This window comes from Micromonospora sp. NPDC005205, from assembly GCF_040608275.1.
In the GTDB taxonomy this organism is placed as follows: Bacteria; Actinomycetota; Actinomycetes; order Mycobacteriales; family Micromonosporaceae; genus Micromonospora.
Genome location: NZ_JBEXHV010000019.1, coordinates 61,457 through 84,335, shown reverse-complemented (window position 1 = coordinate 84,335; position 22,879 = coordinate 61,457). Strand labels below are relative to the sequence as shown.

General features: G+C 71.6%; 24 protein-coding genes. 17 read left to right on the top strand and 7 right to left on the bottom strand.

All coding sequences use genetic code 11. From position 1 onward, the window contains the following. Positions 1 to 4: 4 nt before the first annotated feature. Positions 5 to 1,282, bottom strand: coding sequence for a cytochrome P450 (locus ABZU43_RS27330; RefSeq protein WP_355009308.1), 1,278 nt, complete (start codon positions 1,280 to 1,282; stop codon positions 5 to 7). Between the two features lie 141 nt (positions 1,283 to 1,423). Here ABZU43_RS27330 and ABZU43_RS27325 point away from each other — a divergent pair, with 141 nt between their 5' ends. Beyond that, positions 1,424 to 1,825: a hypothetical protein gene (locus ABZU43_RS27325; protein WP_355009307.1), complete on the top strand. Its 402-nt coding sequence runs from the start codon at positions 1,424 to 1,426 to the stop codon at positions 1,823 to 1,825. 120 nt (positions 1,826 to 1,945) lie between these two features. Here ABZU43_RS27325 and ABZU43_RS27320 read toward each other — a convergent pair whose 3' ends face one another. After that, entirely contained in the window at positions 1,946 to 2,164 is a 219-nt protein-coding gene (locus ABZU43_RS27320; RefSeq protein WP_355009306.1) for a DUF397 domain-containing protein, read from the bottom strand. Positions 2,165 to 2,233: 69 nt separating this feature from the next. On the opposite strand from ABZU43_RS27320, the gene pepN reads away from it, so the two are divergent. Further along, a complete protein-coding gene (gene pepN / locus ABZU43_RS27315; RefSeq protein WP_355009305.1) occupies positions 2,234 to 4,750 on the top strand; it encodes an aminopeptidase N in 2,517 nt (838 codons plus the stop codon). 88 nt (positions 4,751 to 4,838) lie between these two features. On the opposite strand, the gene ABZU43_RS27310 is transcribed toward pepN, so the two are convergent. Then, entirely contained in the window at positions 4,839 to 6,044 is a 1,206-nt protein-coding gene (locus tag ABZU43_RS27310; protein ID WP_355009304.1) for an NAD(P)/FAD-dependent oxidoreductase, read from the bottom strand. 188 nt (positions 6,045 to 6,232) lie between these two features. Continuing rightward, positions 6,233 to 6,949 carry a PadR family transcriptional regulator gene (locus tag ABZU43_RS27305; RefSeq protein ID WP_355009303.1) on the bottom strand — a complete coding sequence of 239 codons (717 nt, stop codon included), beginning with the start codon at positions 6,947 to 6,949 and terminating at the stop codon, positions 6,233 to 6,235. Between the two features lie 186 nt (positions 6,950 to 7,135). Here ABZU43_RS27305 and nadD point away from each other — a divergent pair, with 186 nt between their 5' ends. From nadD to ABZU43_RS27280, 5 genes are all read left to right on the top strand, one after another. Further along, a complete protein-coding gene (nadD, locus tag ABZU43_RS27300) occupies positions 7,136 to 7,732 on the top strand; it encodes a nicotinate-nucleotide adenylyltransferase (protein WP_355009302.1) in 597 nt (198 codons plus the stop codon). 110 nt (positions 7,733 to 7,842) lie between these two features. After that, on the top strand, positions 7,843 to 8,250 hold the full coding sequence (rsfS, locus tag ABZU43_RS27295; RefSeq protein ID WP_355009301.1) for a ribosome silencing factor: 408 nt from the start codon (positions 7,843 to 7,845) through the stop codon (positions 8,248 to 8,250). Next, entirely contained in the window at positions 8,247 to 8,906 is a 660-nt protein-coding gene (locus ABZU43_RS27290) for a histidine phosphatase family protein (RefSeq protein ID WP_355009300.1), read from the top strand. Before rsfS ends, ABZU43_RS27290 begins: the two co-directional genes overlap by 4 nt. A gap of 48 nt (positions 8,907 to 8,954) precedes the next feature. Further along, the gene (locus ABZU43_RS27285; RefSeq protein WP_355009299.1) at positions 8,955 to 9,809 is read left to right on the top strand and encodes a DegV family protein; all 855 of its coding nucleotides are present in this window, start codon (positions 8,955 to 8,957) and stop codon (positions 9,807 to 9,809) included. Positions 9,810 to 9,812: 3 nt separating this feature from the next. Next, a complete protein-coding gene (locus ABZU43_RS27280; RefSeq protein ID WP_355009298.1) occupies positions 9,813 to 10,586 on the top strand; it encodes an SDR family oxidoreductase in 774 nt (257 codons plus the stop codon). A 20-nt stretch (positions 10,587 to 10,606) separates the two neighbouring features. Here ABZU43_RS27280 and ABZU43_RS27275 read toward each other — a convergent pair whose 3' ends face one another. Beyond that, entirely contained in the window at positions 10,607 to 10,798 is a 192-nt protein-coding gene (locus ABZU43_RS27275) for a GntR family transcriptional regulator (RefSeq protein WP_244236754.1), read from the bottom strand. A gap of 282 nt (positions 10,799 to 11,080) precedes the next feature. Here ABZU43_RS27275 and ABZU43_RS27270 point away from each other — a divergent pair, with 282 nt between their 5' ends. From ABZU43_RS27270 to ABZU43_RS27245, 6 genes are all read left to right on the top strand, one after another. Then, a complete protein-coding gene (locus ABZU43_RS27270) occupies positions 11,081 to 11,284 on the top strand; it encodes a hypothetical protein (protein WP_355009297.1) in 204 nt (67 codons plus the stop codon). Positions 11,285 to 11,513: 229 nt separating this feature from the next. Beyond that, positions 11,514 to 11,888 carry a VOC family protein gene (locus tag ABZU43_RS27265; RefSeq protein WP_112604312.1) on the top strand — a complete coding sequence of 125 codons (375 nt, stop codon included), beginning with the start codon at positions 11,514 to 11,516 and terminating at the stop codon, positions 11,886 to 11,888. 159 nt (positions 11,889 to 12,047) lie between these two features. Beyond that, on the top strand, positions 12,048 to 12,884 hold the full coding sequence (locus ABZU43_RS27260; RefSeq protein WP_355009296.1) for a ComEA family DNA-binding protein: 837 nt from the start codon (positions 12,048 to 12,050) through the stop codon (positions 12,882 to 12,884). Positions 12,885 to 12,967: 83 nt separating this feature from the next. Beyond that, positions 12,968 to 15,340, top strand: coding sequence for a ComEC/Rec2 family competence protein (locus ABZU43_RS27255; protein ID WP_355009336.1), 2,373 nt, complete (start codon positions 12,968 to 12,970; stop codon positions 15,338 to 15,340). Between the two features lie 147 nt (positions 15,341 to 15,487). Then, a complete protein-coding gene (gene holA, locus ABZU43_RS27250) occupies positions 15,488 to 16,468 on the top strand; it encodes a DNA polymerase III subunit delta (protein ID WP_355009295.1) in 981 nt (326 codons plus the stop codon). After that, complete coding sequence (locus ABZU43_RS27245; RefSeq protein ID WP_238670907.1) at positions 16,465 to 16,887, top strand: hypothetical protein; 423 nt, start codon at positions 16,465 to 16,467, stop codon at positions 16,885 to 16,887. The genes holA and ABZU43_RS27245 overlap by 4 nt, the downstream gene beginning before the upstream one ends. A gap of 125 nt (positions 16,888 to 17,012) precedes the next feature. Here the strand turns inward: ABZU43_RS27245 and rpsT are convergent, their stop codons facing one another. Next, entirely contained in the window at positions 17,013 to 17,279 is a 267-nt protein-coding gene (gene rpsT / locus ABZU43_RS27240; protein ID WP_030491765.1) for a 30S ribosomal protein S20, read from the bottom strand. A 183-nt stretch (positions 17,280 to 17,462) separates the two neighbouring features. Further along, the gene (locus ABZU43_RS27235) at positions 17,463 to 18,443 is read right to left on the bottom strand and encodes an aminoglycoside phosphotransferase family protein (RefSeq protein ID WP_355009294.1); all 981 of its coding nucleotides are present in this window, start codon (positions 18,441 to 18,443) and stop codon (positions 17,463 to 17,465) included. 61 nt (positions 18,444 to 18,504) lie between these two features. Between ABZU43_RS27235 and ABZU43_RS27230 the strand changes: the two genes are divergently transcribed. The 4 genes from ABZU43_RS27230 to ABZU43_RS27215 all read left to right on the top strand — a co-directional run bounded on the left by ABZU43_RS27230 (position 18,505) and on the right by ABZU43_RS27215 (position 22,664). Then, positions 18,505 to 19,041, top strand: coding sequence for a DUF4240 domain-containing protein (locus tag ABZU43_RS27230; protein ID WP_355009293.1), 537 nt, complete (start codon positions 18,505 to 18,507; stop codon positions 19,039 to 19,041). 116 nt (positions 19,042 to 19,157) lie between these two features. Beyond that, positions 19,158 to 21,035, top strand: a complete 1,878-nt coding sequence (gene lepA / locus ABZU43_RS27225; protein WP_238670910.1) for a translation elongation factor 4 — start codon at positions 19,158 to 19,160, stop codon at positions 21,033 to 21,035. A gap of 364 nt (positions 21,036 to 21,399) precedes the next feature. Further along, positions 21,400 to 21,684 (top strand): GlsB/YeaQ/YmgE family stress response membrane protein, encoded by a 285-nt coding sequence (locus tag ABZU43_RS27220; protein WP_355009292.1) that lies wholly within the window; start codon positions 21,400 to 21,402, stop codon positions 21,682 to 21,684. 695 nt (positions 21,685 to 22,379) lie between these two features. Beyond that, positions 22,380 to 22,664 carry a GlsB/YeaQ/YmgE family stress response membrane protein gene (locus ABZU43_RS27215; RefSeq protein ID WP_355009291.1) on the top strand — a complete coding sequence of 95 codons (285 nt, stop codon included), beginning with the start codon at positions 22,380 to 22,382 and terminating at the stop codon, positions 22,662 to 22,664. The last annotated feature ends 215 nt before the right edge of the window (positions 22,665 to 22,879 follow it).

The following is a 22,879-nucleotide window of genomic DNA, read 5'->3' as shown; positions in this document are numbered from 1 at the left end:
GTCGTCACCTCGACCACGCTCGATCATCGTCCGTTCGGGAGGAATGGCGGACGTTGGTGAGGGTCAGCCCGAGGGGCGGCAGCGCGGGCATCCGGTGCAGATCCAGGGCCAGGTTCTGGACCGGCACGTCGTAGCGCATGGTGGTGGTCAGGTTGGTGACCGCCCGCTTCATCAGGTCGATGGTGATCCACTCGCCGGCGCAGCGGTGCCCGGCCCAGTGGTCGCCACCGCCCTGCGGGATCAGCTCGAACGGGTCCACCCGGCGGCCGGCGAACCGCTCCGGGCGGAACAGCTCCGGTTGTGGCCAGAGCGTCGGGTGGTGGTTGGTGCCGTAGAGGTCGAGCAGCACCCGTCGACCCTTCGGGAAGTGGTGGCCCTGCCAGTCGAAGGACCGCCGGACCCGGGCCGCCGCCATCGGAAAGAACGGGTAGTAACGGCGTACCTCCTGGACGAAACGCTCGGTGGACTCGTCGTCGTCGCGGACCCGTTCCCGCCAGGCCGGATGATCGTGCAGGGCGAGCGCGGCGAAGGTCATGTACTGGTCGACGGCGACCACCGGGCGCAGCACGTTGAGCAGCTCCACCGCAGCGATCCGCCGGGGCAGGAGGTTGCCGCGCCCGTCCCGGTGTTCGGCGATCACGGCCAGGGCGCTGCCGGCCGGCGCCGGGGCGAAACCGACCCGGGTCCGTTCGACGAGGTCGGCGAGCCAGCGTTCGACGCGGTACCGGGCGATCCGTCCCCGCCAGTGTCGGGGTCCCATCACCGCCGGGGCCTCGATCATGGCGTGCAGTTCGACGGCGCGGCGTTCGACCTGTGACGCGGGCAGCGGTACCCCGGCCCAGGCGCAGACCACCCGGGTCAGCAGCCGACCCAGCTCGTCGTAGAGCGACACCGGACCGGCACGTTCCCAGGCGGCGACCCGGGTCCGCCACTCGTCGTCGAAGAGCTGACCGAGCCGCTGGATCGCCGCCGGCGTCATGATCGACATGATCATGGCCTTGCGGTCGACGTGCTCCGGCCCGTCCAGCCCCTGCACCCCGCCCCTCCCGGTCAGGGTCCGCTGCACGCGCAGCGGCATCGCTGTGGCGCGCTGGAAGCGGTCGTTGTCGTAGAACAACTCCGCCGCCGGCCGGCCGCGCAGGCAGATGGTCGGGGCGAGCAGGATCCGGGTCGTGAAGACGTCGCTGCCGTACCGCTCGCAGCGCTCGCCGATGAACCGGTAGCCGGCGCGGAGCAGCGCGAGGGTGCTGTCCGGGCTGGGGTCGGCCGGCATGGTCGCCATCGGGTCTCCTCACGCGCGGGTGGGGCTGGTCGCGTTTGCCGCTGCGCTTACCCCGGCCGTCGCCGCTGAACCCCGCTCGGCTGGCCCCTCCCAGGCACGGCGGAACCTGGTTTGCTGGTGAAACGAGCACGGGGAGGGCGGATGCGCGACAACAGAGCGCCGCACTGGCGGCAGCGGCGAGTGGCCGGGGCACTGGGCGGAGGCCGCGACGGGCGGTCCCTGATCGGGCCGCCTCGGCGGCCCACCCGTCCGCATCGGTTCTTCACGGTGCACCTGGGCTTCACCGCGCCCGGCCTGGCCGAGGCCCGCGAGCTGGCGGTGGCGTACGCGGAGGCGCTGAGCCTGCTGCGCTCGGAGGTGGCACTCGGTGCGGCGGCCCTGTCACCGGCGGACGCCTGGCAGCGGGCCGAGCGGCTGTTCTGCGGGGCGGTCGGCCCGGACGGGGAGCGCTGCGTCGACGTCGCCGACCATCCCGGTTTCCACCACGCCCCGGGCCCGGGGGGCCTCGGTTGGGGCGACGGCGACGGCCCCGGCGATGGTTGACCACCAGCCCTGGGTGGCCGATCCGGGAGTGCGCCAGCCAACCCGCCAGCGTGGCCGTGCCGGTGTCCCGACCACGGGCACCGGCACGGCGATCCACCACCGACTGTTCGGCGGGCGCGGTCAGTCCAGGTCGAACTCGCCGTCCTGCGCGCCGGCCACGAAGGCGTCCCACTCGGCCTGGGTGAAGACCAGCACCGGCCCGCTCGGCTCGGCCGAGTTGCGCATCCCGATCAGGTCGTCGACGAAGGCGACCTCGACGGCGCTGTCGGAGGTGTCCCCCTCGGCCCGCTGCCAGACCGCTCGAGAGAGGTCGAAGTCGCCCTTGGGGTGCTGCGCCATGGTTCTTTCCTCCAGTGCCGAGGGTCGTGTGGTGACCGGGTGCCGATCCCCATCGGGCAGGATAAGCGGATGCCGAGCCTGACCCGTGTAGAGGCGACCGCGCGTGGCGCGGCGATTACTGTCGAGTCCTATCAGGTGGACCTCGACCTGACCGCTGGCGGCGACCTGTTCCGCTCCCGCGTCGAGATCCGGTTCCGGGCCACCGCCGGCGCCGCGACCTTCGTCGAGGTCAGGCCCGTCAAACTGCACGGTGTACGCCTCAACGACCGTGACCTGGACCCCGGCCTGCACACCGACAACCGGTTGCCGCTCGACGGGCTGGCCGAGGAGAACACGCTCGTCGTCGAGGCCGACATGGCGTACTCGAAGACGGGGGAGGGGATGCACCGCTTCGTCGACCCGGCCGACGGCGAGACGTACCTCTACGCCATGTCGTTCCTCGAAAACGCGCAGCGCATCTTCGCCGCCTTCGACCAGCCCGACCTCAAGGCTCCGATGACCCTCTCGGTCACCGCGCCGTCGCAGTGGATCGTCGCGGGCAACGCCGAGCTGGCCGCCAACCCGGCCCCCGGGCGTTGGGAGTTCGCCCCGAGCGAGCCCCTGGCCACGTACTTCTTCTCGCTGATCGCCGGGCCGTACCACGTCCGGCGGGCCGAGCACCACGGCGTGCCGCTGGGCATCTACTGCCGCCGGTCGCTCGCCGAGCACCTGGACGCCGACGCCGACGAGATCTTCGACGTCACCCGGCAGTGCCTGGACCGGTTCCACCAGCTCTTCACCGAGCGCTACCCGTTCGGCAAGTACGACCAGGCGTTCGTGCCCGAGTTCAACGCCGGGGCGATGGAGAATCCCGGCATCGTCACCTTCCGCGACGACTATGTGTTCCGTTCGGCGGTCACCGACACCGAGCGCGAGCAGCGGGCCACCACCATCGCCCACGAGATGGCGCACATGTGGTTCGGTGACCTGGTCACCATGCGCTGGTGGGACGACCTGTGGTTGAACGAGTCCTTCGCCGAATACCTCGGCACCCGGGTCACGGCCGAGGCGACCCGCTTCGACCAGGCCTGGACGACCTTCGCGATGCGGCGCAAGGCCTGGGGCTACGCCGCCGACCAGCGGCCCTCCACCCACCCGATCGCTCCGCCGGAGGTCGTCGATGCCGAGGCGGGCCTGCTCAACTTCGACGGCATCTCGTACGCCAAGGGCGCCAGCGTGCTGCGGCAGCTGGTCGCGTGGCTCGGCGACGAGGCTTTCCTCGCCGGCCTGAACGCGCACTTCGCCGCACACCGCTTCGGCAACGCCACCCTCGCCGACCTGCTGGCCAGCCTCTCCGCCAGCAGCGGCAGGGACCTTTCCGACTGGGCCGAGCTGTGGTTGCGCCGCCCGCAGGTCAACACGCTGCGTGCCGAGGTCGCCGTGGACGCGGACGGTCGCTACAGCGAGGTGGCGGTGGTGCAGACCGCGCCCGAGTCGTACCCGGTGCTGCGCCCACACCGGATCGGCGTGGGCCGCTACTCGATGGACGGCAGCGCGCGGCGCGACGAGGTGGACCTCGACTCGAACGCCGACGGGGGCCGTACCGTTCTCGGTGCGTTGACCGGCGAGCCGGCGGCCCGGTTGTTGCTGCTCAACGACGGTGACCTCACCTTCGCGAAAGTTCGCCTCGACCCGGCGTCGGCGGATGCCGTCCCGCAGGTGCTGCCCGCTCTGACCGATCCGCTGGCCCGGGCGGTGCTCTGGCGCGAGGCACTGGACGCGACGACCGACGGCGAGCGGCCGGTCACCGGCCTGGTCGACCTGATGGCCGCCGCGCTGCCCGCCGAGACCGAGGTGATCATCGCGGAGGACGTCCTGACGTTGAGCCGGTCCCTGGTCGACCGCTACCTCGACCCGCTGACCCGCTCCGCGGCGCTGGCCAGGGTCGCGGGGACGTGCCAGCGGCTGCTCGACGGCGCACCGGCCGGGCAGTCGTTGCAGCTCGCCGCCGCACGGGGTTGGATCGCCGCGACCAGCGACGCGGATCTGCTCGTCGGCTGGCTCGCCGGCCGGGACGTGCCAGCCGGTCTGAAGGTCGACGCGGAGCTGCGCTGGGCGGTGCTGCGTCGCCTGGTGGTGCTGGGCGCCGCCGGCGAGGCGGAGATCGCCATCGAGGCCGCCGCCGACAACAGCTCCACGGGCGCGGAACGGGCCGCCCACTGCCGGGCGGCACTGCCCGACCCGGTGGTGAAGCAGGCGACCTGGGAGATCATCGTGCGGGACACCGCGCTGTCCGGTCGGCTGCTGGAGGCGATCGCCGAGGGGTTCTGGCAGCCCGAGCAGGCCGACCTGACCGCCGCGTACGTCGATCGGTACTTCGCGGAGATGCCGGCCGCCGCGCATCTGCGTACCCCCTGGACGGCCGACCGGGTGGCAGCCTTGGCGTTCCCCCGCTACGCCGTGGCGCAGCCCACCCGGGAGGCGGCCGCGGCGCTGCTGGCCCGCGACGACCTGACCCCCGGTCTGCGCCGGGTGGTGACCGACGCCGACGACGACCTGCGTCGCGCGCTGGTCGCCCGGACGGCGGTGGCAGCCGCCTCGGCCTGACCGCTGCCCGTGCCTCCTGACGCCGTGGGTGCCGGCCCGCGATGGCCGCTGCGGGGTGGCCGGCCGGCCACCCCGCAGTCACCGCCGCTCAGCGCAGGGCGGGCTCCGCCGTGACCGGCGCGTCCCAGTCGATGACGTAACGCTGCTCGTCGGCGACGGTCTTCTCCGGGTCCAGCACCGTGCGCACCATCAGCGGCATCAGCAACGGCATCAGCGTCCGCGCTACCGCGCCGGGGGCCTTCGCGTGGTTGATCCGGGCCGCGCGGGCCGCGACCTTCTCCACCCGGGCACGACGAAGCCGCACGTACGCGGCGAACGCCGCCTGGACGTCCGGCAGGTCCCGCAGGCAGCGGGCGAGTTGCACGGCGCTCTCGATGGCCAGCGACGCGCCCTGCCCCGAACTGTTCGACGGTGCGTGCGCGGCGTCGCCGACCAGCACCATCCGGCCCCGGTACCAGTGCGGCACGGGCGGCATGATCTGCAACGACCCGACCACCTGGAGGTCGTCCGCGTTGCTGGTCGCCATCAACTCCCGACCCGGGTCGTCGTCGCCGTAGGCGGCGCGCAGCGTGTCCAGCCACTGCTCCGCCGGCAGCGCCCGGGCCTCGACGAGGCTCATCGGCCGCTGCTGCGGCAGGTTGGCCCCCCACCGGGTGCCGCCGCCCGGCTCCGGCCAGTACAGGTAGTAGCCGCGCCGGCCGAACGCGAACGTCATCGTGCCCGGCTCGGCGTCCACGTCGTGCCGGGCTACCGCCTCGAAGCCGAGCAGCCCGGTGAACCGGGGGCTGGGCGCGGCGGGGTCGATGAGACCCCGGACCGTGGAGCGGATCCCGTCCGCGCCGACGAGGATGTCCGCGGTCGCGGTGCTGCCGTCCTCGAAACGTGCGATCACGCCGTCGCCGGTCTGCTCGGCGTCGACCAGCCGCTTGCCGTACGCGAACGGCACGCCCTCGGCGAACGCCTGGTCGTGCAGCACCTGGTACAGCTCGGCCCGGTGCACCACGCGCAGCGGCGGCACCCCGGTCAGCGTGGGCATGGCGATGCGACGCCGACCGACGGCCAGAGCGCTGCGTTCGATCGGTGTGGCGATCGCCGTCACCGCCTCGTGCGCGCCGACCGTACGCAGAGCCGCCACGCCGTTGGGCGCGAGGGCGAGGGTTCCGCCGATGCCGCTGGCCGTGGTCGGGTACGCCTCGTAGACGGTTGCGGTGATGCCGGCGCGGCGCAGCGCGAGCGCTGTCACCGGCCCGGCGATGCCACCGCCGATGACGATCGCGGTTCGTACAGTGGTCATGCTCTCTCCCTGGTGTGGTCGTGGGTGCGCGGGCGCGCGGACCTGGTGTGGTCGGTGCGCGGGCGCGCGGACCTGGGAGGGAGCCCGGTTATCCTCGTGGTTGCCGCTTCGGGCCGGGTGCCTTCCCAGGCGTCGGTTCGGGGTCAGGGCCCCGGTGAGGTGTTGGCGCACCTCGCCGGGGCCGCTCTTCAGCCGGTGGTGTCGGTGCCTGCCTCCGGGGTGAGGGTGTCGGGGTTGGATTTCGGGGCGGCCGTTCTCTCGGCCAACTCGGTCAGTTCGGCCGGCATCTCGCCCGTCTCATGGAAGGCCCGCCAGGTGTCCAACCCGGGGTAGGTCCCCGAGGTCAGCTCCGCGAGCAGTGCCCGCAGCCAGTCGGCCTCCGCGTTCCGGATGGCGAGGTCGTACTCCGACTCCACCAGGAACAGCCGAGGGATCTCCCGCAGGTGCGTGTCGAGCGTCTCGCGGTCCTGGCGAAGCGCGGCCTCCAGCAGGTCGAGTCGTTGCCGCAGCAGGCCGGTGGCCTCGTCCGGGTGCAGCGCGGCGAGCACTGACAACCCGGCCCGGAAACGGGGATGCTCCGCCATCGGGGTGGAGACCAGCTCGCGGGCCCAGTCGACAAGCTCCGTCCGACCGGCGTCGGTGATCCGGTAGACGGTTCGTTCCGGGCGTCGGCCCTCGCGCACGTTCTCCACCGCCTCGATGAGGTGGTGTTTGTCCAGGTTGCCGATCACCGTGTAGAAGGACCCCCACTTGAAGTCCATGTCCTGGTCCTTGCCCCAGGCCCGCAGTGCGGTGGCGATCTCGTACGGGTGCATCGGCCGCTGGACCAGGGCGGACAGCACGGCCAGCGCCAGCAGGTTGCCGACCTTGCGCCGCTTCGGCACTGTGACCCCCTCGCTCGTCAACGGTTACTCGTCGACGAATATACGCTGACGGGCGAATAACTGCGACCCGTTGCAACCTGAGCCGAGTCGATCACCGTGCGGCGTCGGGGTGGTCCCGGCGCGCTGGACCGTGGGGGTGGAGTGAGGTGACGTACGGCGGGGACGGGCCGGGACGCTCGGCCACGACGCTCGGCCTACGATCATCGGGTGGAGGAAGATATCCGGCGGATCGGGATCATGGGTGGCACCTTCGACCCGATCCACCACGGGCACCTCGTCGCGGCCAGCGAGGTGGCGGACCGGTTCGGCCTGGACGAGGTGGTCTTCGTGCCCACCGGGCAGCCGTGGCAGAAGGCCGACGAGCCGGTCAGCCCGGCCGAGGACCGCTACCTGATGACGGTGATCGCCACCGCCTCCAACCCCCGCTTCCAGGTCAGCCGGGTCGACATCGACCGTAGTGGGCCGACCTACACGGTCGACACGCTGCGTGACCTTCAGGCCGAGTACGGCCCGAAGGTGCAGTTGTTCTTCATCACCGGCGCGGATGCCCTGCAACGCATCCTGTCCTGGAAGGACCTGGATGAGATCTTCGAGTTGGCCCACTTCGTCGGCGTGACCCGGCCCGGTTTCCCGCTGAGCGACAAGCACCTACCGGCGGACACCGTCAGCCTGATCCAGGTGCCCGCGATGTCCATCTCGTCGACCGACTGCCGCGCCCGGGTCGCCCGAGGTGAGCCGGTCTGGTACCTGGTGCCGGACGGTGTGGTGCAGTACATCGCCAAGCGGAGCCTCTATCAGCGCTGAGCGCGCCCGTTATGACCAGGTTCATGGCGCTAACCGACCAGAACTGGACGATCGGGGTGCCGCCGGGTATGAGACGCTTGGAGCATCGCACGCTTGATCGAAGGAGAACGGTGACGATTTCCGAACGCGCTCACGAGCTGGCTATCGCGGCTGCCCAGGCCGCCGCCGACAAGAAGGCGCAGGACATCACGATCATCGACGTCGGCGACCAGCTCGCCATCACCGACGCGTTCGTGCTCGCCGCTGCCCCCAACGAGCGTCAGGTGCTGGCCATCGTCGACGCCATTGAGGAGAGCCTGCTGGAGCTTCCGGAGAAGGCGAAGCCGGTGCGGCGCGAGGGCGAGCGTGGTGGCCGCTGGGTGCTGCTCGACTACGTCGACGTCGTGGTGCACGTCCAGCACACCGAGGAGCGCGAGTTCTATGGGCTCGACCGCCTCTGGAAGGACTGCCCCACCATCCCGTTCGTCGATCGCGACCTGGTCGAGGCCGACGCCAGCGGGTCCGCCGCCGCCGAATGACCCGACTGATCGTCTGGCGGCACGGCAACACCGACTGGAACGCCGCCAACCGCGTCCAGGGGCAGCTCGACGTACCCCTCAACGAGCGTGGTCGCGACCAGGCTCGCGCCGCGGCGCCGCTGCTCGCGGCGCTGCGGCCCGACGCCATCGTCGCCAGCGACCTGAGCCGCGCCGCGGAGACCGCCGCCGCGCTCGCCGCGCTGACGGGCCTGCCGGTCCGCACCGACGCCCGGCTGCGCGAGCGGCACTTCGGCCAGTGGCAGGGTCTGCACCTCACCGAGGTCGCCGAGCGATTTCCCGACGAGTACGCGCGCTGGCGGGCCGGCGACCCGGACCCGGGCGCGGATCTGGAGCCCCTGCACGACCTCGGCGAGCGCGTCGGTGCCGCGCTGCGGGAGGCGGCCGAGGCCGCAGCCGGCGGCACGGTGGTGATCGCCACCCACGGTGGCGGCTCCCGACAGGGCATGGGCCATCTGCTCGGCTGGGACACCGGTGTGCTGCGCTCCGTCGGCTCGTTGGCCAACTGCCACTGGAGTGAGCTACGGCACGACGACCGTGCGCCGGCCATCGGGCGTCCGCAGGACGTCAGTGGCTGGCAGTTGCGGGCGCACAACGTCGGCCTGATCACTGCCCCGGTCGCCGTCGACGCGGTCTGAGCACTCGCGCCTCGGCGTTCGCGGCCTCGATCGGCTAGCGTGCCGGGCATGCCCGTCGCGGTTGTCATCGACTCCACCGCCTACCTTCCGTCCGAGCTGGTGCAGGCGCACCGGCTGACCGTCGTGCCGTTGACCGTCGTGCTCAACGGCGCGGAGGGGCTGGAGGGGGTGGAGACCCAGCCGGCCGACGCCACACGGGCGTTGAGCGCCCGCCGGGTCACCGCGACCACCTCCCGCCCGGCACCTGAGCAGTTCGCCCGCACGTACCGCCGACTGCTCGACGCCGGCGCCGACGGGATCGTCTCCGTGCACATCTCCGCCGCGCTGTCCGGCACGGTGGAGGCCGCCCAGCTCGCCGCCGCCGACCTGGACGGCCGGGTCGAGGTGGTGGACAGCCGCTCGGCGGGCATGGGGCTGGGCTTTCCGGCCATCGCCGCCGCCACCGCCGCCGAGGCCGGCCACGACCTTGCCGCCGTACGCGACGCGGCGCTCGCCGCCATCGCCCGCACCACTGTCTGGTTCTACGTCGACACGCTGGAGTTCCTCCGTCGGGGCGGTCGGATCAACGCCGCCGAGGCGTTGGTCGGCACCGCGCTGTCCGTCAAGCCGATCATGCACATGCCGGACGGGGCGATCGTGCTGCGCGAGAAGGTTCGCACCGCCAGCCGGGGAGTGGCCCGTCTCGTCGACCTGGCCGTCGAGGCGGCCGACGGCGACGACGTGGATCTCGGGGTCCACCACCTGGCCGCGCCGCAACGGGCCGAGGCGTTGCGCGCCGCACTGACCGAGCGGTTCGGCGACCGGCTGCACGACACGTACGTCTCCGAGGCCGGTGCCGTCGTCGCCGCGCACGCCGGACCGGGCCTGGCCTGTGTGGTCGTCCACCGCCGGCCGGAGGGCTGAGCGGTGTCCACCTCACAGGTGGTGACCGGAGGCGGTCGCGGAGTCGGCCGGGCCGTGGTGGAACGGCTGCTGGCGACGGGCGCCACCATCGTCGTACTGGAACGCGACGCCGACGCGGTCGACTGGTTGGCCGACCATCCGGCCGCCGATCGGCTCGTCGCGGTGGTCGGCGACGCCGCCGACGAGCAGGTGGCCGAGCACGCCGCCGAACTGGCGGACGGCGCCGCGCCGCTGACCGGCTGGGTGAACAACGCAGCGGTGTTCCGCGACGCCACGCTGCACTCCGCGTCGGCCGACACGGTACTGGACCTGATCGGGTTGAACCTGCGGCCAGCCGTGGTGGGCGCCGCGGTCGCCGTCCGCCGCTTCCTGGCCCGCGAGACCGGCGGCGCGATCGTCAACGTCTCGTCGCACCAGGCCCGTCGACCGGTGTCCGGTGCCCTGCCGTACGCGACGGCGAAGGCCGCGGTGGAAGGGCTGACCCGGGCGCTGGCAGTCGAGTACGGGCGGCACGGCATCCGGGCCAACGCGGTAGCGCTCGGCTCGATCGCCACCGAGCGGCACGCCGCATTCCTCGCCACCCAGGAGCCCACCCAGGCCCAGTGGATCGACGCCGAGCTGACCCGACTGCACCCGGTGGGCCGCATCGGGCGGGCCGACGAGGTGGCCGAGGCGGTCGCGTACCTGCTGTCACCCGCGGCGAGCTTCATCAACGGAGTGACGTTGCCGGTGGACGGCGGACGGGCCGTGCTCGGCCTCGACCCAGAGGCCCGCTGACCGTCTGGATCGCTCAGCCTCTAGCTGTCGGCGACGAAGACGCCCTGGCCTTGCTGGCCGTAGATCAGGTTCCGCTCGTGCAGCTCTTTGACGGCTCGATAGGCCGTTGAGCGTGCCACGTTGTACAGCTCGCCGATCTCGGACACCGATGGCAGTTGTTGGCCAGGCGAGTATTCGCCCGAGCGGATCTTCTGCTCGATGTCATCCGCCACGCGGCGGTAGTGCGGTGGTCTCGTCGGCATGAGCGGCTCTCCCGGACTTCAGCGGAGATCATGTTTCCAGCCCGGGCGTGATCGGGACAAGGCGGCAACGCGGCAAAGTGGAGATAGTGAGAACTTGACTACAGTGAGACAGTAGATACAGTGAGACAGTGGCCGGGTGCTCCTGGACTTCAGCACTCCTGAGGTATCCGGTCTGCCCGCCCTGAGGGAGAGCATCGCGCAACGCCTCGGCCCTCAGGGCGGGCTACTTCGGACCGGGCGGAGGCGCCGAACATGCCAATCGATGAACCGGTGTCTACGGCGACCGAACTGTTCGTGGCCAAGCGGGTGCTGGATGCTCACTGGACCCGGGCGCTCGACCGGCCGTGGCGGGCGGGCGGGTGCCTGGAGTGCCGAGGACACAGCGACTGCCGACAACTCGACTGGGCGTTGGCGCTCATGGCGGAAGTCGCCTCGGTCATGCTCCAAAAACGGTGAATGAACCTGCCCGCGCCGCTGTGTTAGCCTCCGTACGCGCCCCAGATGGGCCTACCCCCCGGAGGTTCTGGCTACTTCAGCCACCACGCCGAGATCGACGCGACGTACGCGTCTCTCGTGCGGGATCCGGGGCGTCGGTGCCCTCGGGGCTTCGTCATCTGCGTGGTTGGGTGAACGCTGTTGGGCCTCCGGTCGGGTCTTCGGATCGACCGGGAAGAAGACGGTACGGATGACAGTCACGTTCAACCACACCATCATCGCCAGCAAGGACAAGAGCGCCTCGGCGGCGTTCTACCGGGAGCTGTTCGAGCTGCCGGAGGCACCGTCGTGGGGGCCGTTCGCCAACGTCCAGCTGGACGAGGGTGTGCTGCTCCAGTTCGCCGAGCCGCCGGTGGACATCCAGATGCAGCACTACGCGTTCCTCGTCGACGACGAGTTGTTCGTGCGGTGCCTGGCGTTCGTCGAGGGGCGTGGCATCACGTACTGGGCCGACCCGCAGCTGAAGCGGGAGGGGGAGACCAACACCGAGCACGGTGGGCGGGGCTTCTACTTCTTCGACCCGGCCGGCCACGCCATCGAGATCATCACCCGGCCGTACCTGTAGCAGGCCCGTCGGCCGGTCGGGCGCTTTCGCCCCACCGGCCGTCAGCCTTACGCATAACAGATCGATGCATGATCAGGGCGTTGTCCACAGTGGCGGTGGTTGTCCACAGGACGAGCCGGTCACCCTCCACCGTCCCGGCCGCCGCCATAGCGTCGCGCTGTGTCGCACGACGAGGAGACAGAGGTACGCCAGCGCCTGCGTCGGCTGACGGAGCCGGCCGTCGCACCGCCGCCCCGGCCGGAGATGCCGCACGCGGGCGTACCCCCGTCGTCCCTGATCGGTGCGCTGCCGGCGGACGTGTTGTCCTTCCCGCCTTCCCTGCCGGTCGTGGCGCCGGCTGCGGACGGCCCGGCGGTCCGGCCGGAGTCGCGGCTACCCGGCCCGGGCGCGTTCGACCCCGGGCGGCGGGGTGTGCGGGCGTTGGCGGTCGTCGCCGTGGTGGTGGTGTTGGGCGCTGCCGGTTGGGCCTGGCGCTCGCGGCCGCAGTCGGAACCGGTCGCCCCGCTGGTCGCCGAGGCCGCGCCGGCCGCACCCTCGGGTGACCCGAGCGTGTCCAGCTCCGGCGAACTGGTGGTGGCGGTCGCGGGCAAGGTCCGAAAACCCGGTCTGGTACGCCTGCCGGCCGGGTCCCGGCTCGCCGACGCGGTGCAGGCGGCCGGCGGCGCGCTCCCGGGGGTCGACGTGGCGCTGCTCAACCCCGCCCGCAAGGTCACCGACGGTGAGCTGATCGTGGTCGGGGTGACGCCACCGCCGGTGCCGGGCGGTGCGGCCGGGCCTGCGGCGGGTGGAGGGGCCCCCGCCGCAGGGCCGGTGAACCTCAACACCGCGACACTGGCGCAGCTCGACGCGCTGCCCGGGGTGGGGCCGGTGCTCGCCCAACGGATCCTCACCCACCGGGATCAGCACGGCGGGTTCACGTCCGTTGGCGACCTACGCCAGGTCGACGGGATCGGCGATGCCCGTTACGAGCAGCTCAAGGACCTGGTGACGGTGTGAGCGAGTCCGCCGTCGCCGCTGACCCACCGCAGGTCGGCGGACCCCAGCCCCCGCCGCCGGCTGGGCCGGCTCAGGCCGCGCCGCTGGCCGGCGGGACCCGGTCAGAGCCGCCGGATCTGCGACTGGCGGGGCTCGCCGTGGCGGCGTGGCTCACCGCGCTCGCCGGTCTGCACCTCGGCAGCCGGGCGGTTCTGCTGGTGGCCGGCGCGGCGGTCGGTCTGACGGCGATCGGTGCTGTGCACCTCCTCGGCCGTCTCGGCCGTCCCCGAGCCATGGCGCTGCGCTACGGGTGGGTGGCCGTGGCGGTCGGCCTCGGTGTGGTCTGCGGGGGTGCGGCCACCGCCGCCCAGCTCGCCGCGCGCGACGCGCCGGCGATCCGTGCCCTCGCCGAGCAACGCGCGCCGGTCACCGCCGACCTGGTGGTCCGGGACGACCCGCGCCCGATCCGGAGCGCCGGGCGACCGGGGATGCTGCTGGTGTCGACCGAGCTGGTCCGGCTCACCGGCCCGGATGGTCGACGGTTCCACGCGTCGGTGCGGCTACTTGTCCTGGCGACCGACCCGGCGTGGCGGGGCCTGCTGCCCGGGCAGCGCCTCACCGTCGACGGTCGGCTCGGCGTTCCGCGCGGCGGCGATCTCACCGCAGCGGTGCTCAGCACCAATGGCCCACCGGAACGGCACGGCAAGTCGTCCTGGGCGCAGCGCGCCGCCGGGACGCTGCGTACCGGCCTGCAACGGGCCTGCGCGCCGTTGCCCGACGACCCCGGCGGGCTGCTGCCGGGTCTGGTGGTGGGCGACACCAGCCGACTCCCACCCGCCGTCGAGGCGGACTTCCAGGCCACCGGGATGACCCACCTCAATGCGGTTTCCGGCTCCAACGTCGCGATCGTGGTGGGTGCGGTGTTGTTGCTGGCCCGGTGGTCGCGCGCCGGTCCGTGGCTCGCCGCCGCGCTGTGCGGGGTGGCGCTGGTGGGGTTCGTCATTCTGGTCCGTCCGTCGCCGAGCGTCGTACGGGCCGCCACGATGGGAGCGATCGGGCTCGCCGCGCTCGCCGCCGGTCGACCTCGGGCGGCGCTGCCCGCGCTGGCCGCCGCCGTGACCGTGCTGGTGCTCGTCGACCCCGAGTTGGCCGGGGATCCCGGGTTCGCCCTCTCCGTGCTGGCCACCGGTGGCCTGCTGTTGCTCGCGCCGCGTTGGCGGGACGGACTGCGTCGGCGAGGCGTTCCGCCTGGGCTGGCCGAGGCGTTGGCCGTCCCGGCGGCTGCCCAACTTGCCTGCGGCCCGGTCGTCGCCGGGATCTCTGGCACCGTGAGCCTGGTGGCGGTGCCGGCGAACCTGCTGGCGGTGCCGGCCATCGCGCCAGCGACAGTGCTGGGCGTGCTGGCGGCCATGGTGTCGTCGATCTGGCCGGCCGGCGCCGAGTTCGTCGCGTGGCTGGCGAGTTGGCCGGCCTGGTGGCTGGTGGTCATCGCCCGGCATGGAGCCCGACTGCCAGGCGGCACCCTGCCGTGGCCGGGCGGGGTGCCCGGTGCCCTGCTGCTGACCGGGCTGACCGTCGCGCTGCTGATCGCGGTGCGCCGGCCACTCGTACGCCGGCTGGTGGCCGTGGTCGGGGTCGCCGCCGTGCTGGGTGCCCTGCCGGTTCGACTGGTAGCCGCCGGCTGGCCGCCCGCCGGTTGGGTGGTGGTGGCCTGCGCAGTGGGGCAGGGCGACGCCCTGGTGCTCCCGGTCGGCCCCGGTCGGGCCGTGGTGGTGGACGCCGGGCCGGAACCGGGTCCGGTGGACGGTTGCCTACGTCGGCTCGGCGTACGGGAGGTGCCCCTGCTGGTGATCAGTCACTTCCACGCGGACCACGTGGGCGGGGTGGCCGGGGTGTTCCGGGGACGGCGGGTGGGCGCCGTGCTGACGCCGTCGTCCACCGACCCGGAGAGCGGTCGGGACCTGGTTCGGGCGGCGGCCGCCGGAGGGCGGGCCGCGCTGCTGACCACCGTGGCCGGCGCTCGTCACCCGGTGGGCGGGGTCGACCTGCTGGTGCTCGGCCCGCCGTACCCGCTGGCCGGGACCAGGTCCGACCCGAACAACAACTCGCTGGTGCTGCGCGCCACAGTGGCCGGGGTGCGGATCCTGTTGGCCGGCGACGCGGAGACCGAGGAGCAGCACGCGATGGTGGCGCGGGCAGCCCCCGGCCAGTTACGCGCGGACGTGTTGAAGGTCGCGCACCACGGTTCGGCGTACCAGGACCAGGGTTTCCTCGATGCGGTGCGGCCGGCGGTGGCACTCGTGCCGGTGGGCACGGGCAACACCTACGGGCACCCGAGTCCGCAGCTGCTCTCCCAACTGGGCAGGGGCGGCGTGCGGGTGCTGCGTACCGACACGGACGGCGACGTGGCGGCGGTCCGGACGGACGGCGGTCTGGCGGTAGCCCGGCGAGGTGTACCCGCCGGCCGGCAGCCCTGACCCCGGTGGGACGACGGGCCGCTGATCAATCGGGCGACTTGCGAATTAAAAGGGAATTGAGTTGGATGTCTGGATTTGCGCTGTGTGCGGGCTGCGCCGATCAAGCAGCGAATGAGCAGGCACGATCCCGCCGCAGGCCGTGCGAATATGGGCGGCGTGACCCCCGCCAGCCTCGCCCCCATTCTGCTCGTCCTCGGTGACGAGGAGCTCCTCGCCACGCGCGCGGTCACCGAAGCTGTCGCGAAGGTTCGCAGTGTCGACCCCGAGGTGGACGTCCGCGAGTACCAGGCCAGCGCGCTCACCGTCGGCGAGATCGCCGAGATGCTCAGCCCTTCGCTGTTCGGCGGGCGGCGGCTGCTGATCCTGCGCTCGGGCCAGGACGCCCGCAAGGACCTGGTCGCCGCGCTGTTGGCGTACGCGAAGAATCCCGACCCGGAGGTCCAGCTGCTGGTGCTGCACCTGGGCGGTGCCAAGGGCAAGGCGTTCGCAGACGGTCTGCGGGCGGCTGGCGCGACGGTGGTCCCGGCCGCCAAGCTCAAGGGGCACCGTGACCGGTTGGCCTTCGTCCGCGACGAGATCCGCCGGGCCGGCGGAAAGTGCACCGACGACGCCGCCGAGGCGCTCATCGCCGCGGTCGGCAACGACCTGCGTGAGCTGGCCGCCGCCTGCTCCCAGCTTGTCGCCGACACCGATGGGCGGATCAGCGCCGAGACGGTCTCCCGTTACTACCGGGGCCGGGTCGAGGTGACCGGCTTCACGGTGGCGGACGCCACAATGGTCGGCGACGTGCCGGCGGCGCTCGAAGCACTGCGCTGGGCCCTGCACGTCGGGGTCGACCCGGTGCCCATCGCGGATGCCCTGGCGGACGGGGTGCGCACTGTGGCCCGGGTGGCATCGGCCGGCCGGGGCAGCCCGTACCAGCTCGCCAGCAGCCTCGGAATGCCCTCGTGGAAGATCGAGCGGGCGCAGCGGCAGGGGCGGGGCTGGACACCGGAGGGCCTGGTCCGGGCCATGCAGGTCGCCGCCGAGTGCAACGCGGCCGTCAAGGGCGGCTCCGACGACCGGGCGTACGCCCTGGAGCGTGCGGTCTTCTCGGTCGCGGCGGCCCGGCAGGGCAGCGCCAGGTGACGGGGGCGAACCGCCCAGCCTGGGCCACCATTCCCGTGGACGAGGCGCGTTACCGGCCGCTCTACGCCCGACTCCTCGGCCTGCGGTTCGTCAACCCCGGCGGCGTGCTGTGCTTCCTCTTCTTCGAGGGTGCCATCGCCCTGGCGGTGCTGCTCGCCCTCGCCGAGTTGGTCAGCTGGTGGGCGGTGCTGGTGCTGCCGGTCGTGGTGGCCGCCATGGTGAAGCTCAACGACATGGTTGCCGCGATCGTGGTCCGCTCCGCCGCGCTCGTGCCCGAGCAGGAACGGGATCGCTTTCGCCGGCAGATGGAACCGGTGGTCGGCCGAGCCCGGGTGGAGTGGGTCTCGCACAGCGTTCCCGGCGTGGTGATCACCGCCGATCCGGTGCCACCGCCCCGTCGGGCCAACCCGTCAGACTGAGCGCCGCCGCCCGTCGGGCCCTCGCCCGCAACGGCCGGCTCGGTTGAACACGGCCGGCCTCTGGACACACGGAAACCCCGGGCCGCGGGCCCGGGGTTTTCCGAATCAGTCTGACTGTGAAATCGTCAGGCGGAGAGCGACACCACGCGCTTTGCGATCGCGGACTTGCGGTTCGCGGCCTGGTTGGAGTGGATCACGCCCTTGCTGACGGCCTTGTCCAGCTTGCGCGAGGCGTCCAGCATGAGCGCGGTCGCCTTCTCGACGTCACCGGCCTCGGCAGCCTCGTGGAACTTCCGGACGGCGGTCTTCAGCGACGACTTGACCGACTTGTTGCGCAGCCGGGCCTTCTCGTTCTGCCGGTTGCGCTTGATCTGGGACTTGATGTTCGCCACGCGACAGCCTCGTCTTGATAGCTCGGGTTGGTCAGCTTATTGCGCGTGATGACGAACGTGCGTCATCGCTGCGCGAAGAGCAAGGTTACCAGGTCGCCCGGGACGAGCCAAAACGGCTCGGCCTTTCGCGCGACGGACCCGGCCCGTCGGGGACCAGGTTACGCCCTCGCACGTCGCGGCGGTTTACCGCCAGCCCTGGCGGTGGGCCAGCCAGTCGAGCGACTGCTCGCCGCTCCACCGCTGGTGGGCGGGCAGGTGCGGCGAGGCCGTCGGCGGTGCCGCCGCGGCGCCGGTGAGGTAGTAGCCGGCCAACGCGGCCAGGGTCGCGTCCAACGCGTCCGGCGGCGCGTCGGCGGTGGCCGGGTGCGCGACGAAGAGCCGGTCCGCGTCCAGCCCGCTGGCGTACACGGTGAGCAGCAGGCCGGCCAGGTCGAACCAGGCCGGCCCGGAGCAGACCCAGGTCCAGTCGCAGAACCAGGCCAGGCCCTCCGAGTCGATCAGCACGTTGTCGACCCGCAGGTCACCGTGGATCAGGCCGGTCGCCCCGGCGGCGTACCGGGGGAGGAGGGACTCCAACTCCACCAGCTCGGGCAGCCGGCCCACGAGCGGCGCGGGCAGTGGTGGGGTCGGCTCCCGACCGGCGGCGACCTCCTCCCACCACAGGATGTCCGACCGGGCCAGGTCGGCCAGGTGCGGCAGGCCGAGCGCGGTCAGCTCGCCCGGCGGGTCGGCCAGGGCTGCGGCGATACGCGCGTATCCGGCGAGGGTGGCGTCCAACTCGACGGGCACCCAGGGCAGCTGCGGGGTGTGCCCGTCGACGGCGTCGGTGCAGAGCACGAACCAACCGGCCGCGGAGAGGGTCCACCGGGGGCGGGGCGCCGGCAGGTCCGCCGGCAGCCGGTCGAGGATCGCGGCCTCTCGGGCGTACCAGTCGACAAGGTGCGGTTGCTCGGCGGCGGGCGCGGCCTTCACGAAGGCCCGACCACCGTCGGCGGTGTCGAGCACGGCGGCGAACCCGCGGGTGAAGCCCGCGCCCGCGACCCGGGCGGTGACCACCGGCGCGCCGAGCCGTTCGGCGACCGCGGCCCGCAGCGCCGCCGGTAACGCCGGCCACGACGGGCGCAGGGCACTCGCGTGGTACGGCGGCAGCGGGGGAGAGGACATCACACCATGCTGCACCGGGGTACGTGCGCGACGCACGGCGACACTGCCAGACTGCCAAGCCATGAGGACCGAGGACTTCTGGCAGCTGATCGACCAGGCGCGGGCCGGCGGCGGGGGTGAGCCTGGCCCGGTCGCCGCGCGAGCCGTGGCGTTGCTCGCCGAGCGCGACCCGGAGGACATCATCGGGTACGCGCGGCACCAGACGCGGGTGCTGGCCGCCTCGCACAAGGCGGATCTGTGGGGTGCGGCGTACCTGATCAACGGTGGCGCCTCGGCTGAGGGCTTCGAACACTTCCGGGGCTGGCTGATGACCCAGGGTCGGGCCGTCTTCGCCGGCGCGGTCACCGAACCGGACTCGCTGGCCGAACTGCCCCAGGTGCGGGCGGCCTCGCTCAGCGGCGAGGAGTTCTCCGCCGAGCAGATGCTCTCGGTGCCGTGGGACGCGTACCGCAAGGCCACCGCTACCGAGTTGCCGGCGGACCGCGAGCCGGTGCGGACGCCGGATCTCAACGACTTCTGGGACTTCGACGACGAGGACGAGGCGCGTCGCCGGCTGCCCCGGCTGGCCGCGCTCTTCGTCGAGCCGCCGATGGAGTGAGGGGTCCTCGGGCCGTTCCATCGCCCGCGCAGTGGGCGCACCCCGGCGGCGTGGGAACATAGAGGGGGTCGGCGGCGCGCCGGCCTGTTCACGTCAGCCGACCAGAACGGACCGCTGTGCCACCGAAGCTCGATCCCGGCGCGAACGCCCCTGGTGCCACCGACCCCGGTCGCATCCGGAACTTCGGCATCATCGCCCACATCGACCACGGGAAGTCGACCCTGGCCGACCGGATGTTGCAGCTCACCGGTGTGGTCGACCCGCGGCAGATGCGCGCGCAGTACCTGGACCGGATGGACATCGAGCGCGAGCGCGGCATCACCATCAAGAGCCAGGCCGTCCGCATGCCGTGGACCATCCGCGAGGGTGAGCGGGCCGGTGAGCAAGCGGTGCTCAACATGATCGACACCCCGGGGCACGTGGACTTCACGTACGAGGTGTCCCGGTCGTTGGCCGCCTGTGAGGGTGCCGTGCTGCTGGTCGACGCCGCGCAGGGCATCGAGGCGCAGACCCTGGCCAACCTCTACCTGGCTCTCGAGAACGACCTGCGCATCATCCCGGTGCTCAACAAGATCGACCTGCCGGCCGCACAGCCGGAGAAGTACGCCGAGGAGTTGGCCCACCTGATCGGCGGCGACCCGGCCGACTGCATCCGGGTCTCCGGCAAGACCGGCGAGGGCGTCCCGTACCTGCTCGACGAGATCGTCCGGCAGTTCATCCCGCCGGTCGGTGACGCGGTGGCGCCCGCCCGGGCGATGATCTTCGATTCGGTGTACGACGTCTACCGCGGCGTCGTCACGTACGTCCGGGTCATCGACGGCCGGATCAGCGCCCGCGACCGGATCAAGATGATGTCCACCGGCGCTGTGCACGAGCTGCTGGAGATCGGTGTCATCTCACCCGAGATGGTCAAGGCCGAGGCGCTCGGCGTCGGCGAGGTCGGCTATCTGATCACCGGTGTGAAGGACGTCCGGCAGTCCCGGGTCGGTGACACCGTCACCATCAACAGCCGGCCGGCGGCCGAGGCGTTGGGTGGCTACAAGGACCCGAAGCCGATGGTCTACTCCGGCCTCTACCCGATCGACGGGTCCGACTACCCCAACCTGCGCGAGGCGTTGGACAAGCTCAAGCTCAACGACGCCGCCCTCGACTACGAGCCGGAGACCTCCGGCGCGCTCGGCTTCGGCTTCCGCTGCGGCTTCCTCGGCCTGCTCCACCTGGAGATCATCCGGGAGCGGCTGGAGCGCGAGTACAACCTCGACCTGATCTCCACCGCGCCCAACGTCGTCTACCGGGCGATCACGGACGACGGCGAGGAGATCGTCGTCACCAACCCGAGCGAGTACCCCACCGGCAAGATCGCCGAGGTGTACGAGCCGGTGGTCCGGGCCACCGTGTTGACGCCCAACGACTACGTGGGCGCGGTCATGGAGCTCTGCCAGGGCCGGCGGGGCAACCTGCTCGGCATGGACTACCTCTCCGCCGACCGGGTGGAGCTGCGCTACACGCTGCCGCTCGCGGAGATCATCTACGACTTCTTCGACCAGTTGAAGAGCCGTACCAAGGGCTACGCCTCGCTCGACTACGAGCCCACCACCGAGCAGGCGTCCGACCTGGTGAAGGTGGACATCCTGCTGCACGGCGAGCCGGTGGACGCGTTCAGCGCCATCGTGCACAAGGACAAGGCGTACAACTACGGCGTCACCATCGCCGCCAAGCTGCGCACCCTGATCCCGCGCCAGCAGTTCGAGGTGCCGATCCAGGCGGCCATCGGCAGCCGGGTCATCGCCCGGGAGACCATCCGGGCGATCCGTAAGGACGTGCTCGCCAAGTGCTACGGCGGCGACATCAGCCGTAAGCGCAAGCTGCTGGAGAAGCAGAAGGAAGGCAAGAAGCGGATGAAGATGGTCGGCCGGGTCGAGGTGCCGCAGGAGGCCTTCATCGCCGCACTCTCCTCCGACTCCGGCGACGGCAAGGCCGCCGGCAAGAAGTAGTTCGCGTCGCCGTACGCGCCCGGGTGCCATCCGCACCCGGGCGCGTCGCGTTTCGGGGTGTGCTCGTCCACTCTGTCCCGGGTGGACCGCGTGTCTGCCGGCCGCCCAACGCTGTGGTGCGGTGCGTGCGACCACCCGTGCGGAGATTTTTTTCGGTCGCTGCCGCGGGGCCGGTGGGCCGAGGAGATGGGCTCCTACCTGTGTGGACGTAGTCCCGGGTCAACCGACGCACCTCCGAAGCATTGACAACTGGCGTTGTCTTTCGAAGTGAGTCGGTTTGGGCTTTCGGTGGGTCGGGCACTTAACCGTCACGACAGGAAGCACACACCTCGTGTGTCAGACATTCTTTCGAAGGAGGGCGACCGTGGAGTTCACCGTGTGGGGCATCATCACTGCGATCGTTGTTGGTCTCATCGTCGGCGCGCTCGGCCGCCTGGTCGTCCCGGGTAAGCAGAACATGCCGATCTGGCTGCACATGCTGATCGGTATCGGCGCGGCCCTGCTGGGCACCGTCCTGGCTCGGGCCATCGGCATCGCGACCGAGACGAGCGGCATCGACTGGGCCGAGCTGCTGGTGCAGGTCGTGCTGGCCGCGATCGCCGTCGCGCTGGTGGCCGGTGTGGGTGGCCGCCGCCGCGTGACCCGGTAACACCAGCAACGCGTATTACCGCAACACCTTCGAGGGGCGCTCGGCCATCAGGCCGGGCGCCCCTCGGTGCTTGATCGAATTTGATCGACGGGCGTCTGATCCGGCGATCTCTGTGTCCGACTCGGCCGCAGTGTCGTCCAGCCCTCCGCGCGCCGCGTCCTGCGTCTTTGTCCGGAGCCCCGTGTCCTGCACCCCCGCATCCGGGCGCCCCGTGTCCTGCCTCCCGCGTCCGGGCGCCCGTCCAGCGCCAAGATCGTGCTCCAACCTGGTTGTAGTGGCCTCCACCTGGCCGCGATACCACTACAACCAGGATGGAGCACGATCTTGGGTGCGATACGGGACGGGCGCGTTGGAGCGTGAGCGCGAGACGCGGTTCGAGCAGTACCGCGGAGTCACGGAGTCACTCCCACCGCGCCGATCTTGCATTTTCTGCTGCGACATTCCGGGCATCTCACTCCTATCGACCACCGAAAGTGCAAGATCGGCGGGCGCGGGGCGCGGGGCGCGGGGCGCGGGGTGCGGGGTGCGGGGCGCGGGGCGCGGGGTGCTGCGGTTTGTGGTCCGTGCCTGTGTTCATCAATTCGTGATCGTCTGGGCCGTGTAGTCGGTTTGGATTTTCGGTGGGTAGGGCAATTAACGGTCACGACAGGAAGCACACGAACCGTGTGTCAGACATTCTTTGAAGGAGGGTGGCCGTGGAGCTCACCGTGTGGGGCATCATCACTGCGATCGTTGTTGGTCTCATCGTCGGCGCGCTCGGCCGCCTGGTCGTCCCGGGTAAGCAGAACATGCCGATCTGGCTGCACCTGCTGATCGGCATCGGCGCCGCGCTGCTGGGCACCGTCCTGGCGCGGGCCATCGGCATCGCGACCGAGACGAACGGTGTCGACTGGGGCGAGCTGCTGGTGCAGGTCGTGGTTGCCGCGATCGCCGTCGCGCTGGTGGCCGGTGTGGGTGGCCGCCGCCGCGTGACCCGGTAACGACCTGGCATCATCTGGCGACACAGCACCACCGGTAGGACAGTACGACTGCAAAGAGCGCCCGGCCGAGAGCCGGGCGCTCTTTCGTGCTGATAGGCCCAACTTTGGACGGATGTTGGAGTGCCGGTCGTCGGGCCGCTGCGGTACGGTCGCCACGCTTCGGCCAGTCCCGCCCACTGTCGTAAAGGAATTCTCCGTACTAGGGTGCGGCGGAG

Coding starts and splice junctions, on each gene's coding strand:
- ABZU43_RS27330 (WP_355009308.1), bottom strand. CDS start 1,282: ATGGCGACCATGCCGGCCGACCCCAGCCCGGACAGCACCCTCGCGCTG.
- ABZU43_RS27325 (WP_355009307.1), top strand. CDS start 1,424: ATGCGCGACAACAGAGCGCCGCACTGGCGGCAGCGGCGAGTGGCCGGG.
- ABZU43_RS27320 (WP_355009306.1), bottom strand. CDS start 2,164: ATGGCGCAGCACCCCAAGGGCGACTTCGACCTCTCTCGAGCGGTCTGG.
- pepN (WP_355009305.1), top strand. CDS start 2,234: ATGCCGAGCCTGACCCGTGTAGAGGCGACCGCGCGTGGCGCGGCGATT.
- ABZU43_RS27310 (WP_355009304.1), bottom strand. CDS start 6,044: ATGACCACTGTACGAACCGCGATCGTCATCGGCGGTGGCATCGCCGGG.
- ABZU43_RS27290 (WP_355009300.1), top strand. CDS start 8,247: ATGACCCGACTGATCGTCTGGCGGCACGGCAACACCGACTGGAACGCC.
- ABZU43_RS27285 (WP_355009299.1), top strand. CDS start 8,955: ATGCCCGTCGCGGTTGTCATCGACTCCACCGCCTACCTTCCGTCCGAG.
- ABZU43_RS27270 (WP_355009297.1), top strand. CDS start 11,081: ATGCCAATCGATGAACCGGTGTCTACGGCGACCGAACTGTTCGTGGCC.
- ABZU43_RS27265 (WP_112604312.1), top strand. CDS start 11,514: ATGACAGTCACGTTCAACCACACCATCATCGCCAGCAAGGACAAGAGC.
- holA (WP_355009295.1), top strand. CDS start 15,488: ATGGGCGGCGTGACCCCCGCCAGCCTCGCCCCCATTCTGCTCGTCCTC.
- ABZU43_RS27235 (WP_355009294.1), bottom strand. CDS start 18,443: ATGTCCTCTCCCCCGCTGCCGCCGTACCACGCGAGTGCCCTGCGCCCG.
- ABZU43_RS27230 (WP_355009293.1), top strand. CDS start 18,505: ATGAGGACCGAGGACTTCTGGCAGCTGATCGACCAGGCGCGGGCCGGC.